This window comes from Xanthomonas sp. CFBP 8443, from assembly GCF_025666195.1.
In the GTDB taxonomy this organism is placed as follows: domain Bacteria; phylum Pseudomonadota; class Gammaproteobacteria; order Xanthomonadales; family Xanthomonadaceae; genus Xanthomonas_A.
Window position 1 is genome coordinate 273,749 of the sequence record NZ_CP102592.1, and the last position, 15,107, is coordinate 288,855.

The following is a 15,107-nucleotide window of genomic DNA, read 5'->3' on the forward strand; positions in this document are numbered from 1 at the left end:
TATTTTCTATTATCTGACGTGCATGGCCTCAATTTTTATCCAAGTGCCGACACATTTGCCCATTGTGACCAAAGTGACATTGGATTTGCTGGTATACGCCGACAAAATTGCGGCCTTAACGATCGGATCGGCGGTAGTGGCGACCCCAGCCCATGGGTTGCTGGAAACTCCGCAATTATTTGTGGTATTTGAGTTGGGCAGCCCGTTGTCTAATTTTAGGGCGATCTGTCCGTCTGGATGGGCGTAGATCTCGACGATCTTTCCCGAATCGTCAGCAGCCATGGCTGCTGACGATGTCAATGCAAGGGCTGAAAGGAAAAAGCTCGTTACAGTTTTCATTGAATTCCCCTGTTATTTTCAATGTCTGAATATGCGATATTGCAGCCCTCAAATTGCCATTCAAGCGCAATTTAACAATGCCATTCTCGGCGGCGTGCCCACGCCGATAGAATGCACGCGCCTTGGCGCTAAGTTGGAGACGGCGGCAATGGCGGCGACGATGCCACGCGAGACGAACTGGGAATTATCCGATTGGATTACTTCCGGTTGGCGCCCGTGCGTTGATTTGTAGCAACCCCGTGACGAAATACTAAGGCCAGTCTTGCTGCGCCACAAGTAGGGCGATGCTGTCTTTGTACGCCTTGGAGCGAGCTACCCTATGCGCGTGCGAAATGCCCGATGATCCAACCGGCGCGGAGATATACGGCGAGAGGAGCAAGAATTTCCGTCTAACGGCATAAATTGCGCCGTGTGCGATCCGGTCGGCACCTAGCTGAGATACGCGCAAGGCAATGAACCGACCATCTGGCCGACGCTTACCGGCGAGCAGATTGGCGCGAACCTGCTGCGTATGGTTCTCTTGCTGGGGCATACCGCCGAAGGCGTGCCTCACTCCTTCAGCGTGCCGTCGCTCGGGTCCGTGGCGGCATACATGGAGGAGTGCAGTTCGGCGTCGTGCGGGTGGCGCAGCGCTTCGCGGACCTGTTCGGGCAGCCGCTCCACGGCGAGGAGCACCTTGCCGGAGTGCACGTCCTTCACTGCGTCCAGCGGCAGCACGAAGTCGCCGCCGTTCTGGATGTTGACGACGAATTCCCCGGACTCGGTGCGCACCTCGCGCACGGCGCCGACGCCGAGTTCGCCATCGACGACGAACACCATCTGCCCCACTTCCACTCGCTCTGACATCGCGCACCGCCTTGTTGGGAGAAAGCGTCCGCATGGGCCTGGGCTGCTGCGCGCATGCCAGCGGACACGGCGCATGATGCGGCGCGGTGTCGTCGAGGAGGGGTGAATGCGCACCACGCCATCGCGCGTCGCCGCTCAGCGCGCGGCGACCAGGGCTTCGGCCGGCAGTGCGGCGGAACGGCCGCTCAGGCGTTCGAACTCGCCGACGTCGTGCGAGCAGAACATCGTGACCGCGCCGGCGTGCTGCCGGTTCAGGTCGCGCAGGCGGCGCTGGTTGTGCAGGCGCGACCTGCGGTCCTTCTCCATCATCCATTGGTAGAAACGCAGGCCGGGCGTGCAGTGCGGCCGCAGCGGATCCATCTCTCCGGGATGAAAGTAGGCGTCGCCGGCCAGCAGGTGCCAGCGTCCGTCGCTGCGCACGGCCACGCCGGCATGACCGAAGGTGTGCCCGGGCAACGGTACCAGCAGGATCTCCGGCGGCAACCCGTGCAGGACGCGGATGCAGTCGAAACCCATCCATGGGTCGCCTTCCGCGGCGGGATAGGTGCGCCAGCGCGAACGATCGGTCCATTGCTGGGGACGGAAACGCTGGCGGTCCAGCCACGTCGCCTGGCGCAGGGCGTGGTCGCGCTCGCTGGTGAGCAGATGCACCTGCGCGTGCGGAAAATCGTCCAGGCCGCCGGCGTGATCGAAATCCAGGTGGGTCAGCACGATGTGGCGCACGTCGCGCGGATCGAAGCCCAGCCGCTGGATCTGCCGGATCGCGGTCATCTCCTCGCGGAACTCGGGTCGCACCAGGCCCAGAAAGAACGCGCTGAGGCGGCTGCGCGGATCGGCCACGTCGCGCAGGCCGAACCCGGTGTCGACCAGCACCAGGCTGTCGCCGGTTTCGATCAGCAGGCAATGGCAGGTCAGGTGGCCGCGCTGCAGGATGCTCGCGCTGCGTCCATCCATCAAGCGGCCGCCGAGCGGGCAGGTGGAGATGCAATTCAGATGATGCAGGCGCATCGCTGATCCTCGCCACGGCGGTCCAGCGTTGCAGGGGGACGGTGGTGGCCGGGTGACCCGGGCGTCAACGGCACGTTGTCGCCCGGCAGTGCAACTGACCGGCTGCCAAGCCGGGCCAGCGGACGGCAATTCGCCAGCCGTGCCGGCGACGTGCAGCGGTCGCCGCGGCACACGTGCGGTGCGGCCGGGCAGCGCGATACGCCAGTGCGGTTTCGTGCCGCGGCGCTGACGCGTCGCCATCGGCGGATGGCTCGCCATCGCTGCCAATGCGATGATCCGTCTCTTCCAGACCAAGCGGGAGCGCACGATGCGCAGCGAAAAAGACAAGATGCTGGCCGGCGAGCCGTATCGCCCCGGCGATGCGCAGCTGCAGGCCGACCAGGCCGCGGCCAAGACATGGATGGTGCGCTACAACGCGGCGCTGGCCGAATCGCCGGCGCAGCGGCACGCGCTGCTGGGCGAGCAGTTGGGCGCGGTCGGGCGCGGCGCGGTGGTGCGGCCGCCGTTCCATTGCGACTACGGCTACAACATCCACTTGGGCGAGGACGTGTTCCTCAATTTCAACTGCGTGATCCTGGACGTGGCGCCGGTGCGGATCGGCGACGGCACGCAGATCGGGCCGGCGGTGCAGCTGTATGCCGCCGATCATCCGCGCGATGCGGCGCAGCGCGCGGCCGGACTCGAACTCGGGCGGCCGCTGACGATCGGCCGCAACGTCTGGATCGGCGGCGGCGCGATCGTGCTGCCCGGGGTCACGATCGGCGACGACGCGGTGATCGGCGCCGGCAGCGTGGTCACCCGCGACGTGCCGGCCGGCGCACGCGTGGCCGGCAATCCGGCGCGGCCGTTGGCGCCGCAACCGCCGGGAAATTGATCCGGGTCAAGGCGCGGGATCCGCGCCGGGTGTGCAATGTGCCGGTGCCGCCGCGGGCGGCGTTACCGGAGCACGCACATGTACCAGCGCATCCTGATCGCAATCGATGGTTCCGAATTGTCCGCCAAGGGCTTGCAGCAGGGCCTGGCGCTGGCCGCCAGGCTCGGCGCGGAAGTGGATATCGTCACCGTGTCCGAGCCCTGGGCGATGGGCATGTACGACGCGATGGGCTGGAGCGTGGGCTACGAGGCCACGCCCGAATACCGCCAGGACCGGGAAGAAGGCGCGCAGAAGATCCTGGCGCCGGCGCTCGCCGCCGCCGAGGCCACCGGCGTGACCGCGCATGGCTGCCATGTGCTCGATCGCTACCCGGCCGAAGGCATCATCGACATCGCCACCTCGCACCGCAGCGACCTGATCGTGATGACCTCGCACGGTCGCCGTGGCATGAGCCGGGTACTGCTCGGCAGCCAGACCGCCGAGGTGCTGGCGCGCAGCCAGGTGCCGGTGCTGGTGATCCGCTGAGATTGGACACGTGCCGGCGGCGGCGCCTCCTGCAGGAGCGGCTTCAGCCGCGACAGGATCTTGCCGGGAACGGTCGCGCGGGGAAGGTGTCGGTCGCGGCTGAAGCCGCTCCTACAGGGAGCGGCGGCTATTGCGCCGTCGCCGATTCGGTCGGCGCGTACACCGGCGCGTCGTCGACCATCGAGGTGCGGCACAGCTCGCGGATGATCCGCCACATCGGGATATAGGGTCCGCGACGCTCTTCCTTGGGCTGGCACGGCGCCGCCCGGCACGCCTTGCGCCACTGCGCCGGCGACATGCCGAAGCGCGCCTGGAACGCGCGCTGGAACTGCCGTTCCGAGGCGAAGCCCATTTCGTACAACAACCAGGTCAGGCTGCACTGCGGGTGCAGCTGCAGGTAGCGGTGCGCGGTGCGCAGGCGCTGCTCGCGAATGTAGCTGGCCACGCCGCCGCGCGCCTGGAACAGGCGGTACAAGGTCGCGCGCGACAACGGGAACGCGGCCAGCAGCATGTCGCTGCCCAACTCCGGTTCGCCGATGTTCTCTTCGATATAGGCCAGCAGGTCGATCAGCAGCGGTTCGCCGGCGTCGGCCAGGAACGCGCGCGTCTGCATGCGCGCCGGTACGGTGATGCTGCGGGACGTGGTCATCGGCGGCGGTCGCGGCCCACCCCACGGGGCCTGTCTCCGATACAACCGGAAGAAGCGCGGCGAACCCATCACCCTTTTCACGTTTTGTGCACAGGCGTAGACGCGGCTCTGGCTGAGACGAAATGTCGGGTGGTCGTTCGGCGCCATTCCTAGACTCGCCGCATCGCTGAAAAGCGCCGTGCAGGGGATGCGCCGGGGAATCGGCGCCACGCACGGCATGCGATGCCCGGTGTGCGGCGATCTGCCCGCGCGCCGACGGCGCAAGGGGAACGTGGAGGCGGAACGGCGGCGAGCGCGCGATGGGGGAGCGCCGCCGGCGTTTCGCGTCGGCGTCCCGGGGATCAACCGGCGGCAGGTGCGCGGCCGGTCTGCACGGCATTGCCGGCAGGCCGGATCGAAAAGCTCAATCGGAGACGAGGCAATGGCAAACAGTCAGAAGTTCATCGCGCGCAATCGGGCGCCACGGGTACAGATCGAGTACGACGTGGAGGTCTACGGCGCGCAGAAGAAAGTGCAGATCCCGTTCGTGATGGGAGTGATGTCGGACCTGTCCGGCGCCAATGCCGGCGAGCTGCCGTCGCTGGAGGAACGCAAGGCGCTGGAAATCGATGTGGACAACTTCGACAGCCGCCTGCAGTCGATGCGCCCGCGCGCCACCTTCAAGGTGCCCAACACGCTCACCGGCGAAGGCGAGCTGGCGGTGGACATCACCTTCGAGAGCATGGACGACTTTTCGCCGGCGGCGGTGGCGCGCAAGGTCGAGCCGCTGGCCAAGTTGCTGGAGGCGCGCACCCAGCTCGCCAACCTGGACACCTACATGGACGGCAAGGCCGGCGCCGAGAACCTGATCGCGCAGGCGCTGCGCGACCCGGCCCTGCTGCAGTCGCTGGTCTCGGCGGCCAAGCCCGCCGACCCGAAGGAGGGCTGAGCCATGGCGAGCGAACAACTGGCCGAAGCCGGCAGCGGCACCCAGGTCCTGGAAGCGGGCGATTTCGCCGCGCTGCTGAACCGCGAATTTAAGCCCAAGAGCGAACGCGCCAAGGAAGAGGTGGAGTCCGCGGTGCGCACGCTGGCCGAGCAGGTGCTCAGCCGCAGCGACGTGGTCAGCGAAGACGTGTCGCAGACGATCAAGGCCTACATCGCCGAGATCGACCGCAAGCTCAGCGAGCAGCTCAACCACATCCTGCACCACGCCGACATGCAGCAGCTGGAAGGCGCCTGGCGCGGCCTGCACTACCTGGTCAGCAACACCGAGAGCGACCAGCAGCTGAAGATCCGCGTGCTCAACATCTCCAAGAAGGAGTTGGGCAAGGTGCTCAAGCGCTACAAGGGCACCGCCTGGGACCAGAGCCCGATCTTCAAGAAGGTCTACGAGCAGGAATACGGCCAGCTCGGCGGCGAGCCTTATGGCTGCCTGGTCGGCGACTACTACTTCGACAACAGCCCGCCGGACGTGGAACTGCTCAACGGCATCGCCCAGGTCGCCGCCGCCGCGCACGCGCCATTCATTTCCGCGGCCGCGCCCAAGCTGATGGGCATGGACAACTGGAACGAGCTGTCCAACCCGCGCGACCTGGCCAAGATCTTCTCCACGCCCGACTACGCCGCATGGCGTTCGCTGCGCGAGTCGGAGGATTCCAAGTACATCGGCCTGGCGATGCCGCGCACGCTGTCGCGCCTGCCGTACGGGGCCACCACCAACCCGGTGGAAGAGTTCGATTTCGAGGAAGAGACCACCGGCGCCGATTCGGCCAAGTACACCTGGCAGAACGCGGCCTATGCGATGGCGGTGAACATCAACCGTTCGTTCAAGCAGTACGGCTGGTGTTCGCGGATCCGCGGCATCGAGTCCGGCGGTGCGGTCGAAGGCCTGCCCACGCACACCTTCCCCACCGACGACGGCGGCGTGGACATGAAGTGCCCGACCGAGGTGGCGATCACCGACCGCCGCTCGGCCGAACTGGACAAGATGGGGCTGATGCCGCTGGTGCATCGCAAGAACTCGGACATGGCCGCGTTCATCAGCGCGCAGTCCTTGAACAAGCCCGACGAGTACGACGACCCGGACGCCACCGCCAACGCCGCACTCGGCGCGCGCCTGCCGTACATGTTCGCCTGCTGCCGCTTCGCGCATTACCTGAAGTGCATCGTGCGCGACAAGATCGGCTCGTTCAGCGATCGCGAGCAGATGCAGGCGTGGCTGACCCGCTGGATCACCCAGTACATCGATGGGGATCCGTCCAACTCCAGCGAAGACACCAAGGCGCGCAAGCCGCTGGCCGCGGCCGAGGTGGTGGTGGAGGAAGTGGAGGGCGCGCCCGGCTACTACACCTCCAAGTTCTTCCTGAAGCCGCACTACCAGCTGGAAGGGCTGACCGTGTCGCTGCGACTGGTGTCGCGGCTGCCGTCGGCCGCCAAGGCCTGACCGGCGCCACCGTGCCACGGCGTCGGCGCGATGCGCGCCGTACGCCGACCATCGTTGTCCGTTTTTCACTAGAGGAGCAGTTCCATGGCGTTCGACATGCATATCAAGTTCGGCAGCGGCAAGGTCAAGATCGAAGGCGCGTCCAACCACAAGAAGCACAAGGGCGAGGTGCCGATCCTGGCGTGGTCGTGGGGCGCGAGCAATTCCGGCGACCTGCATACCGGTGGCGGTTCGGCCAGCGGCGGCAAGGCGCACATCCAGGACATCTCCATCACCAAGTACGTCGACGGCTGCTCCAACGCACTGCTCGATGCCGTGTGCACCGGCGCGCGCGTGGACACGGCGTGGCTGTACGTGACCAACGCCACCGGCGAACAGACCGACTTCCTGACCCTGGAACTGAGCGAAGGCGTGCTGATCACCTCGCTGTCCACCGGCGGCTCGGGCGGCGAGGATCGCCTGACCGAGAACGTGACCCTGCACTTCGGCAAGTTCAAGTACAGCTTCCAGCCGCAGGACGACAAGGGCATCGCGCAGGGCGGGGCGAAGGAATTCACCTACGACATCCAGGGCGTGGCCAAGGCCTGACCGCGGCGGCGGCTACGGCCGCCGCCCACCCCGGCGCCGTCGCTGCGACGGCGCCGCACCATTCCCTTCGTGCGGACAGGCCATGGACACCACTCCCGAACTGCTGCTGCGTCACGGGCGTCCGGACGAAGCGCTGAAACTGCTGACCCAACGCGTGCGCCAGCATCCGGCCGACGCGCGCCAACGCGTATTCCTGTTCCAGCTGCTGGCGGTGCTCGGCCAATGGGACCGTGCCCGCGCCCAGCTCGACGCCTGCCGCGAACTCGATGCCGACAACGCCGCGCTCGCCGCGACCTACGCGATCACCGTGCAGGCCGAGCGCCAGCGCGCCGCGGTGTTCGCCGGGCAGGCGTTGCCGACCGTGCTCGGTACGCCCGAACCATGGCTGGCGCTGCTGTTGCAGGCGTTGCGGCTGTCGGCCGAGGGCGCCACCGCGCAGGCCGCCGAGCTGCGCGCGCAGGCGTTCGAACAGGCCCCGGCCAGCGCCGGCGAACTCGACGACGCGCGTTTTTCCTGGATCGCCGATGCCGATCCGCGCTTCGGCCCGTGCCTGGAGCTGGTGGTCAACGGCGGCTACGCCTGGGTGCCGTTCGCGCAGATACAGGCCTTGCGTTTCGAAGCCCCGGCCGACCTGCGCGACATGCTGTGGGCGCCGGTGGCGGTGACCTGGCGCAACGGCGGCGAGGCGTTCGGCTTCGTGCCGGTGCGCTATCCCGGTACCGAGCGCAGCGACGACGGCCAGCTGCTGCTGGCGCGGCGCACCGACTGGAGCGGCAGCGACGGCGACGTCGGCCTGGGCCAGCGCCTGTGGGCCACCGATGCCGGCGAGCACGCGCTGCTGGACGTGCGCCAGATCCTGTTCGACCCGGCCTGAGCCCGAGCCGCTGCGATGGCCGAACTCACCACCCAGGAACGCCTGCAGCCCTCGCTGCTGGACCGGCTCAGCGACGACGAGCCGCAGCGCCAGGAGGAGAGCCGCGACAAGCGCGTGATCTCCGCCGCGCGCCTGCGCGAGTGCGTGATGCGCGACCTGTCGTGGCTGCTGAACTGCGTCAACCTGGCCACCGACCAGCCGCTGGACGTGTATCCGGACGTGCGGCGCTCGGTACTGAACTTCGGCATCCCCGACCTGGCCGGCGTGGCCATGTCCGGCATCGACGCGGCGGCGCTGCAGCTGCGCCTGCGCGAGGCGATCTTGGCGTTCGAGCCGCGGCTGATCGCCGACACCCTGCGTGTCACCGTGCAGGCCGACGCGCGGCGCATGGACCGGCGCTCGCTGGTGTTCTTCATCGAATCGGAGATGTGGGCGCAGCCGCTGCCGCTGAACCTGTACCTGAAGACCGAACTGGACCTGGAGACCGGGCGGCTGGACCTCAGCGAGGGCTACGCCTGATGGATCCGCGCCTGCTCGGCTACTACAACCGCGAACTGCAGCACGTGCGCGAGATGGGCGGCGAGTTCGCGCGCGAGTTCCCGAAGATCGCCGGACGCCTGGGCCTGGAAGGCTTCGAATGCGCCGACCCGTACGTGGAGCGCTTGCTGGAAGGCTTCGCGTTCATGGCCGCGCGCGTGCAGCTCAAGCTCGACGCGCAGTATCCGGTGTTCACCCAGCACCTGTTGCAGATGGTGTACCCGCACTACCTGACGCCGATGCCGTCGATGGCGGTGGTGCAGCTGCAGCCGGAACTGAAGGAAAGCGCGCTGGCCGCGGGCCACACCGTGCCGCGCCACACCGCGCTGCGCAGCCTGGTCGCCGGCGGCGAGCGCACCGCCTGCGAATACCGCACCGCGCATGCGCTCACGCTGTGGCCGCTGGCGCTGCGCGAGGCCAAGTACCTGGAGACGCCGGCGGCGATCGCCGCCGCCGGGATCGGCCTGCCGCCGGCGCAGGCCGCGGCCAGGCCGGTGCGCGCCGCCTTGCGCCTGCGTTTCGAAACGCTGGCCGGCGTGCAGGCCAACATGCTGGCACTCGACACGCTGCCGCTGTTCCTGGCCGGCGCCGACGACCTGCCCACGCGCCTGTACGAGCAGCTGCTCGGCCACGCCGCCGGCTTCGTGATCCGCGGACAGGACGCGGCCGGCGCGGCGCTGGAGGTGCAACGCGGCCGCAGCGAGCTGCGCGCGCGCGGTTTCGCCGACGACGAGGCACTGGTGCCGTACGACGGCCGTGCCTTCAGCGGCTATCGGCTGCTGCAGGAATACTTCGCCTGCCCGCAGCGCTTCCTGTTCGCCGAACTGGGCGGGCTGCGCGCGGCGCTGCGCAAGCTCCACGGCACCGGGTTCGAGATCGTGGTGCTGCTGGAGCGCAGCGTGGCCAGCCTGGCGCAGGCGGTGAGCGCGGACAACTTCCGCCTGTTCTGCACGCCGGCGATCAACCTGTTCCCGCGCCGCGCCGACCGCCTGCATCTGGCGCCGGGAAAGACCGAATACCACGTGCTCGCCGACCGGACCCGGCCAATGGATTTCGAGATCCACAGCCTGGGCGAGGTCGAAGGCTTCGGCGACCGCCAGGAGCCGGAGCAGCGCTTCCTGCCGTTCTACGGCGGTGACGCGCACACCTGGCATGCGCGCCACGGCGCGTTCTACACCCTGCGCCGCGAACCGCGCCTGCTGTCGGCGCGGCAGCGCCGCCAGGGCGCACGCTCCAGCTACGTCGGCAGCGAGGTGTACGTGAGCCTGGTCGATGCCGACGACGGCGCCTACGCCACCTCGCTGCGCCAGCTCGGCCTGCAGCTGCTGTGCAGCAACCGTGACCTGCCGCTGCACATGCCGGTCGGCAAGGGTGCCACCGATTTCACGATGGATGCGGGCGCGCCGGTGCACAGCGTGCGCTGCGTGGCCGGACCGACCAAGCCGCGCCCGGCGCTGAGCGATGGTGAGACCGCGTGGCGCCTGCTCAGCCACCTGCAACTGAACTACCTGTCGCTGTTCGAGGACGGCCAGGACGGCGCCGCCGCGCTGCGCGAGATGCTGACGCTGTACTGCGATCCGTTCGACGCCGCCGCGCTGCGCCAGATCGAGGGCATCAAGCAGGTGCGCGCGCAGCCGATCGTGCGCCGCATCCCGGCGCCGGGCCCGATCACCTTCGGCCGCGGTCTGGAGATCACCCTGACCTGCGAGGACAGCGCCTTCGAAGGCAGCGGCGCGTTCCTGCTCGGCGCGGTGCTGCAGCACTTCTTCGCCCGCTACGTGTCGGTCAACTCGTTCACCGAGACCGTGCTGCGTACCAGCGAGCGCAACGAGATCGCGCGCTGGCCGGCGCAGCTCGGCAAACGGGCGCTGCTGTGAGCGCCGCCGACCTTGCCGCACTGGAGCAGGCGCTGCGCGAGCGGCCGCAGGACTTCGAGTTCTTCGCCGCGCTGCGCGCACTGGAACGCGCGCATCAGCAACAGCCGCGGCTGGGCCGTTCCACGCGCCCGTCCGACGATCCGGTGCGGCTGCGGCATACGCCGTCGCTGGCGTTCGCGCCGCGCTCGATCGACCGCTACGTGGCGGGCGCCGGTACGCAGCCGGGCAAGCTGTACGGGCTGTTCCTGGGCCTGTTCGGGCCGAACGCGCCGCTGCCGCTGCACCTGACCGAGTACGCGATCGAGCGCCAGGCGCAGGCCAAGGACCCGACCCTGGCCGCGTTCGCCGACCTGTTCCATCATCGCATGCTGAGCCTGTTCTACCGCGCCTGGGCCGATGCGCAGCCGACCGTGCATGCCGACCGCCCGCACGAGGACCGTTTCCGCGGCTACCTGGATGCGCTGAGCGGCATCGGCTCGCCGCACCTGCGCGACCGCGACGCGCTGCCCGACGACGCGCGCCGGCATTTCGCCGGGCGCCTGCTGCCGGTGGCGCGCAATGCCGAAGGCCTGCGCGGCCTGCTCGAGCAGCTGTTCGCGGTGCCGGTGCAGGTGCTGGAATTCGTCGCCGAATGGATGCGCCTGCCCGACGATGCGCACCTGCGCCTGGGCGCCTCGCCCGAGGTCGCCACGCTCGGTCACAGCACCGTGCTCGGCGCGCATGCGCGCGGCGCGCAGCAGCGTTTCCGCCTGCGGCTCGGGCCGCTGTCGCGCAGCGCCTTCCAGCGCTTTCTGCCCGGCGGCGAGGCCCTGCGCCAGCTGGCCGCGGCGGTGCGCAGCTACGTCGGCGACGAAAAAGGCTGGGATCTGCAACTGCTGCTGCAGTCCGACCAGGTGCCGGCGACGACGCTGGCGCGCGGCGGACGCCTGGGCCTGGACACCTGGCTCGGCCAGCGCAGCTGGGACATCGCCGACGCCGACGACGTGGTGCTGCGGCCGTCCGGCTGACCGCGCCCTCCACTTTTCCTCTTCCGCATTCGCACAAGGAATCACCGCCATGGCCGAGATCAGTCGCAGCGCCCTGTTCGGCAAGCTCAACAAGCTCGCCTACCGCGGCATCGAAAGCGCCACCGTGTTCTGCAAGTTGCGCGGCAACCCGTACGTGGAACTGGTGCACTGGCTGCACCAGATCCTGCAGCTGCAGGACTCGGACCTGCACCGCATCGTCAAGCGCTTCGAGCTCAACCCGTCGAACCTGGCGCGCGACGTGACCGAGGCGCTGGACCGGCTGCCGCGCGGTTCCAGCGGCGTCACCGACCTGTCCGGCAACGTCGAGGAAGCAGTCGAGCGCGGCTGGGTATACGCCTCGCTCAGCTTCGGCGAAGCGCAGGTGCGCACCGGCTACCTGATCGTCGGCGTGCTCAGCGTGCGCACCTTGCGCCAAGCGCTGCTCGGGATTTCCAAGGAGTTCGAGAAGATCAAGCCCGAGGCGCTGAGCGAGCGTTTCGCCGAGATCGTCGCCGGCTCGCCGGAGGATGGATTGCTGCCCAGCGACGGCTTCCAGCTCGGCCAGGCCGGCGCGCCGGGCGAGGCCAGCGGCGCGATCGCCCCGGCCGCGCTGGGCAAGCAGGAAGCGCTGAAGAAGTTCACCACCGACCTGACCGCGCAGGCGCGTGACGGCAAGCTCGACCCGATCATCGGCCGCGACGACGAGATCCGCCAGGTGGTGGACATCCTGATGCGCCGCCGCCAGAACAACCCGATCCTGGTCGGCGAGGCCGGCGTCGGCAAGACCGCGGTGGTCGAGGGCCTGGCGCAGCGCATCGCCCGCGGCGACGTGCCGCCGGCGCTGAAGGACGTGGAGCTGCGCACGCTGGACGTGGGCCTGCTGCAGGCCGGCGCCAGCATGAAGGGCGAGTTCGAGCAGCGCCTGCGCGCGGTGATCGACGAAGTGCAGGCCAGCGCCAAGCCGATCATCCTGTTCGTCGACGAGACCCACACCCTGGTCGGCGCCGGTGGCGCCGCGGGCACCGGCGATGCGGCCAACCTGCTCAAGCCGGCGCTGGCGCGCGGCACCTTGCGCACGGTCGGCGCCACCACCTGGGCCGAGTACAAGAAGTACATCGAGAAGGACCCCGCGCTGACCCGCCGCTTCCAGGCGGTGCAGGTGGACGAGCCGGACGAGGCCAAGGCGGTGCTGATGATGCGTGGCGTGGCCAGCACCATGGAGCAGCACCACAAGGTGCAGATCCTGGACGAGGCGCTGGAGGCGGCGGTCAAGCTCAGCCATCGCTACATCCCGGCGCGGCAGCTGCCGGACAAATCGGTGAGCCTGCTCGACACCGCCTGCGCGCGCGTGGCGGTGAGCCTGCACGCCACCCCGGCCGACGTGGACGACAGCCGCCGCCGTATCGAATCGCTGCAGACCGAACGCGGCATCATCGAACGCGAGCGCGCGATCGGCATTCTGGTGGACGAGCGCGATCTCGCCTGCCGCGCCTTGCTCGACGCCGAGCAGCTGCGCCTGGCCGATCTGGAGCAGCGCTGGAGCGCAGAGAAGGCGCTGGTCGACGAACTGCTGGCGCTGCGAGCGCAGCTACGCGCCGGCATCGCCCCGATCGAAGGCACCGGCAGCCCGCTGGAAGCGGCGGCACAGACGCTGGCGCAGCAGGAGCCGGCACAACAGATGCAGGACATGCCGGCACCCGGCGCCACCGGCAACGAACGCGACGCGCTGCTGGCGCGCTTGCGTCAGGTGCAGGCGGAGCTGAGCGCGCTGCAGGGCGAGAACCCGCTGATCCTGCCTACGGTGGACTACCAAGCGGTGGCCGCGGTGGTCGCCGACTGGACCGGCATCCCGGTCGGGCGCATGGCGCGCAACGAGATCGACACCGTGCTGCGCCTGCCCGAACTGCTGGCCAAGCGCGTGATAGGCCAGGACCACGGCATGGAGATGATCGCCAAGCGTATCCAGACCACCCGCGCCGGCCTGGACAACCCGCACAAGCCGATCGGCGTGTTCATGCTCGCCGGCACCTCCGGCGTCGGCAAGACCGAGACCGCACTGGCCCTGGCCGAAGCGCTGTACGGCGGCGAACAGAACCTGATCACCATCAACATGAGCGAGTACCAGGAGGCGCACACGGTGTCCTCGCTGAAGGGCGCGCCTCCCGGCTACGTCGGCTACGGCGAGGGCGGCGTGCTGACCGAGGCGGTGCGGCGCAAACCCTACTCGGTGGTGCTGCTGGACGAGGTGGAGAAAGCGCACCCGGACGTGCACGAACTATTCTTCCAGGTCTTCGACAAGGGCGTGATGGAAGACGGCGAAGGCCGCCGCATCGATTTCCGCAACACCCTGATCATCCTCACCACCAACGCCGGCACCGAGCTGATCGCCAGCCTGTGCAAGGACCCGGAACTGATGCCGGACCCGGACGGCATGGCCAAGGCGCTGCGCGAGCCGCTGCTGAAGATCTTCCCGCCGGCCCTGCTCGGCCGCCTGGTCACCATCCCCTACTACCCGCTGAGCGACACGATGCTCGGGCAGATCGTCAAGCTGCAGTTGAACCGGATCAAGCAGCGCGTGGAAGCCCGCTACAAGATCCCGTTCGACTACGACGAAGACGTGGTCAAGCTGGTGGTCAGCCGCTGCACCGAGAGCGAATCGGGCGGGCGCATGATCGACGCGATCTTGACCAATTCGATGTTGCCGGAGATTAGCCGCGAGTTCCTCGATCGCATGATGCGCAGCGAGCCGATTGCGAGCGTGCGTGTAGCGACGGACAGCGCGGGCTTCGCGTACAGCTTCGATGGCGCCGAGGCCGCGTCCAGCGGAACGAACGTATGACCCTGGTCGATGATCTCGCCAAAAAGCCGAAGGACTTTCTGTCGCGCCATGTGATCGTGGTCGACGAGGAGGGCGTGATCAGCCATGCCGACTTTCGCGAATGGCGCCGTGGCGGTTGCCAGCAGAAGCTTGACACCGTCGCCTTTCCGCCGGCCGGCGTACACAGGTTCATTCTGGCGAGCGCGTTCCAAAATGTCGTGCTGCTGCGGCCGGATGACGGCAAGAGCGGTCACAGCATGCGTGCGCATTGGTTGCCCTGGAAGTCCGGAGCGGATACCTCGCTGGACCTGGACGCGGACCTCGCGCCGCTTTTCTTCACCTCCGAACTGACCGGCTGCCGCCTGTCGTTCCTGCCCGACCTGGGTAATCCGAAGAAGGCGAAAGTGGCACACCTCGCCGGCAACATGCCGCGCGGAGCGTTTGACCGCGATCAGGCAGAACGCCGTCTGTTCCCGGGGGCAAAGCAACGCACGGTCGATCCGCGCGCACGCCGCATGTCGATGTCGGGCGGCACGCCTTACACCAACAGCACTTCCTCTTTCGTGATCGGCTATGCGACGCCGACGGGTTGGAAGTTCGTGGCGCAGGTGGTCACGGGGCAAATGACGGCTGCGGATATCGACTTGGACAAGGCAATCCCCATCGTCGCGCCGATGGCCAAGGTGCTGAATTGATTGGGGCGGGGCCGACGGGTATCGGCATTGCCGACAGCGCTCGTC

The 15,107-nt window shown here is 68.2% G+C and carries 14 protein-coding genes and 1 pseudogene; 11 read left to right on the forward strand and 4 right to left on the reverse strand.

Annotation, left to right across the window (positions count from 1 at the left end; all coding sequences use genetic code 11):
• Nucleotides 1-9 precede the first annotated feature (9 nt).
• From NUG20_RS01090 to NUG20_RS01100, 3 genes are all read right to left on the reverse strand, one after another.
• Entirely contained in the window at nucleotides 10-339 is a 330-nt protein-coding gene (locus NUG20_RS01090; protein ID WP_263396643.1) for a hypothetical protein, read from the reverse strand.
• Between the two features lie 549 nt (nucleotides 340-888).
• Nucleotides 889-1,158, reverse strand: coding sequence for a hypothetical protein (locus tag NUG20_RS01095; protein ID WP_263396644.1), 270 nt, complete (start codon nucleotides 1,156-1,158; stop codon nucleotides 889-891).
• Between the two features lie 162 nt (nucleotides 1,159-1,320).
• Nucleotides 1,321-2,193 (reverse strand): MBL fold metallo-hydrolase, encoded by an 873-nt coding sequence (locus NUG20_RS01100; protein ID WP_263396645.1) that lies wholly within the window; start codon nucleotides 2,191-2,193, stop codon nucleotides 1,321-1,323.
• A gap of 307 nt (nucleotides 2,194-2,500) precedes the next feature.
• Between NUG20_RS01100 and NUG20_RS01105 the strand changes: the two genes are divergently transcribed.
• Together NUG20_RS01105 and NUG20_RS01110 are read left to right on the forward strand one after the other, a co-directional pair.
• Nucleotides 2,501-3,067 carry a sugar O-acetyltransferase gene (locus tag NUG20_RS01105; RefSeq protein ID WP_263396646.1) on the forward strand — a complete coding sequence of 189 codons (567 nt, stop codon included), beginning with the start codon at nucleotides 2,501-2,503 and terminating at the stop codon, nucleotides 3,065-3,067.
• Nucleotides 3,068-3,145: 78 nt separating this feature from the next.
• Nucleotides 3,146-3,592: a universal stress protein gene (locus tag NUG20_RS01110; protein WP_263396647.1), complete on the forward strand. Its 447-nt coding sequence runs from the start codon at nucleotides 3,146-3,148 to the stop codon at nucleotides 3,590-3,592.
• 187 nt (nucleotides 3,593-3,779) lie between these two features.
• Here the strand turns inward: NUG20_RS01110 and NUG20_RS01115 are convergent.
• Nucleotides 3,780-4,205: pseudogene (locus NUG20_RS01115) on the reverse strand (AraC family transcriptional regulator); the annotation flags it as partial.
• Between the two features lie 457 nt (nucleotides 4,206-4,662).
• On the opposite strand from NUG20_RS01115, the gene tssB reads away from it, so the two are divergent.
• The 9 genes from tssB to NUG20_RS01160 all read left to right on the forward strand — a co-directional run bounded on the left by tssB (nucleotide 4,663) and on the right by NUG20_RS01160 (nucleotide 15,062).
• Nucleotides 4,663-5,169, forward strand: coding sequence for a type VI secretion system contractile sheath small subunit (gene tssB / locus NUG20_RS01120; RefSeq protein WP_145704028.1), 507 nt, complete (start codon nucleotides 4,663-4,665; stop codon nucleotides 5,167-5,169).
• Nucleotides 5,170-5,172: 3 nt separating this feature from the next.
• Nucleotides 5,173-6,666 (forward strand): type VI secretion system contractile sheath large subunit, encoded by a 1,494-nt coding sequence (tssC, locus tag NUG20_RS01125; protein ID WP_185821500.1) that lies wholly within the window; start codon nucleotides 5,173-5,175, stop codon nucleotides 6,664-6,666.
• Between the two features lie 84 nt (nucleotides 6,667-6,750).
• The gene (locus NUG20_RS01130; protein ID WP_263396648.1) at nucleotides 6,751-7,254 is read left to right on the forward strand and encodes an Hcp family type VI secretion system effector; all 504 of its coding nucleotides are present in this window, start codon (nucleotides 6,751-6,753) and stop codon (nucleotides 7,252-7,254) included.
• An 82-nt stretch (nucleotides 7,255-7,336) separates the two neighbouring features.
• The gene (locus NUG20_RS01135) at nucleotides 7,337-8,128 is read left to right on the forward strand and encodes a type VI secretion system accessory protein TagJ (protein WP_263396649.1); all 792 of its coding nucleotides are present in this window, start codon (nucleotides 7,337-7,339) and stop codon (nucleotides 8,126-8,128) included.
• A 15-nt stretch (nucleotides 8,129-8,143) separates the two neighbouring features.
• Entirely contained in the window at nucleotides 8,144-8,647 is a 504-nt protein-coding gene (gene tssE / locus NUG20_RS01140; protein WP_263396650.1) for a type VI secretion system baseplate subunit TssE, read from the forward strand.
• Nucleotides 8,647-10,542 carry a type VI secretion system baseplate subunit TssF gene (tssF, locus tag NUG20_RS01145; protein ID WP_263396651.1) on the forward strand — a complete coding sequence of 632 codons (1,896 nt, stop codon included), beginning with the start codon at nucleotides 8,647-8,649 and terminating at the stop codon, nucleotides 10,540-10,542. Before tssE ends, tssF begins: the two co-directional genes overlap by 1 nt.
• Nucleotides 10,506-11,549 carry a type VI secretion system baseplate subunit TssG gene (gene tssG / locus NUG20_RS01150; RefSeq protein ID WP_263398585.1) on the forward strand — a complete coding sequence of 348 codons (1,044 nt, stop codon included), beginning with the start codon at nucleotides 10,506-10,508 and terminating at the stop codon, nucleotides 11,547-11,549. Before tssF ends, tssG begins: the two co-directional genes overlap by 37 nt.
• A gap of 49 nt (nucleotides 11,550-11,598) precedes the next feature.
• Nucleotides 11,599-14,388, forward strand: a complete 2,790-nt coding sequence (gene tssH, locus NUG20_RS01155) for a type VI secretion system ATPase TssH (protein WP_263396652.1) — start codon at nucleotides 11,599-11,601, stop codon at nucleotides 14,386-14,388.
• The gene (locus NUG20_RS01160) at nucleotides 14,385-15,062 is read left to right on the forward strand and encodes a hypothetical protein (protein ID WP_263396653.1); all 678 of its coding nucleotides are present in this window, start codon (nucleotides 14,385-14,387) and stop codon (nucleotides 15,060-15,062) included. The genes tssH and NUG20_RS01160 overlap by 4 nt, the downstream gene beginning before the upstream one ends.
• Nucleotides 15,063-15,107 lie beyond the last annotated feature (45 nt).

Coding starts and splice junctions, on each gene's coding strand:
- NUG20_RS01095 (WP_263396644.1), bottom strand. CDS start 1,158: ATGGTGTTCGTCGTCGATGGCGAACTCGGCGTCGGCGCCGTGCGCGAG.
- tssE (WP_263396650.1), top strand. CDS start 8,144: ATGGCCGAACTCACCACCCAGGAACGCCTGCAGCCCTCGCTGCTGGAC.
- NUG20_RS01130 (WP_263396648.1), top strand. CDS start 6,751: ATGGCGTTCGACATGCATATCAAGTTCGGCAGCGGCAAGGTCAAGATC.
- tssB (WP_145704028.1), top strand. CDS start 4,663: ATGGCAAACAGTCAGAAGTTCATCGCGCGCAATCGGGCGCCACGGGTA.
- tssC (WP_185821500.1), top strand. CDS start 5,173: ATGGCGAGCGAACAACTGGCCGAAGCCGGCAGCGGCACCCAGGTCCTG.
- NUG20_RS01100 (WP_263396645.1), bottom strand. CDS start 2,193: ATGCGCCTGCATCATCTGAATTGCATCTCCACCTGCCCGCTCGGCGGC.
- NUG20_RS01105 (WP_263396646.1), top strand. CDS start 2,501: ATGCGCAGCGAAAAAGACAAGATGCTGGCCGGCGAGCCGTATCGCCCC.
- NUG20_RS01135 (WP_263396649.1), top strand. CDS start 7,337: ATGGACACCACTCCCGAACTGCTGCTGCGTCACGGGCGTCCGGACGAA.
- tssH (WP_263396652.1), top strand. CDS start 11,599: ATGGCCGAGATCAGTCGCAGCGCCCTGTTCGGCAAGCTCAACAAGCTC.
- NUG20_RS01090 (WP_263396643.1), bottom strand. CDS start 339: ATGAAAACTGTAACGAGCTTTTTCCTTTCAGCCCTTGCATTGACATCG.
- tssF (WP_263396651.1), top strand. CDS start 8,647: ATGGATCCGCGCCTGCTCGGCTACTACAACCGCGAACTGCAGCACGTG.
- NUG20_RS01160 (WP_263396653.1), top strand. CDS start 14,385: ATGACCCTGGTCGATGATCTCGCCAAAAAGCCGAAGGACTTTCTGTCG.
- NUG20_RS01110 (WP_263396647.1), top strand. CDS start 3,146: ATGTACCAGCGCATCCTGATCGCAATCGATGGTTCCGAATTGTCCGCC.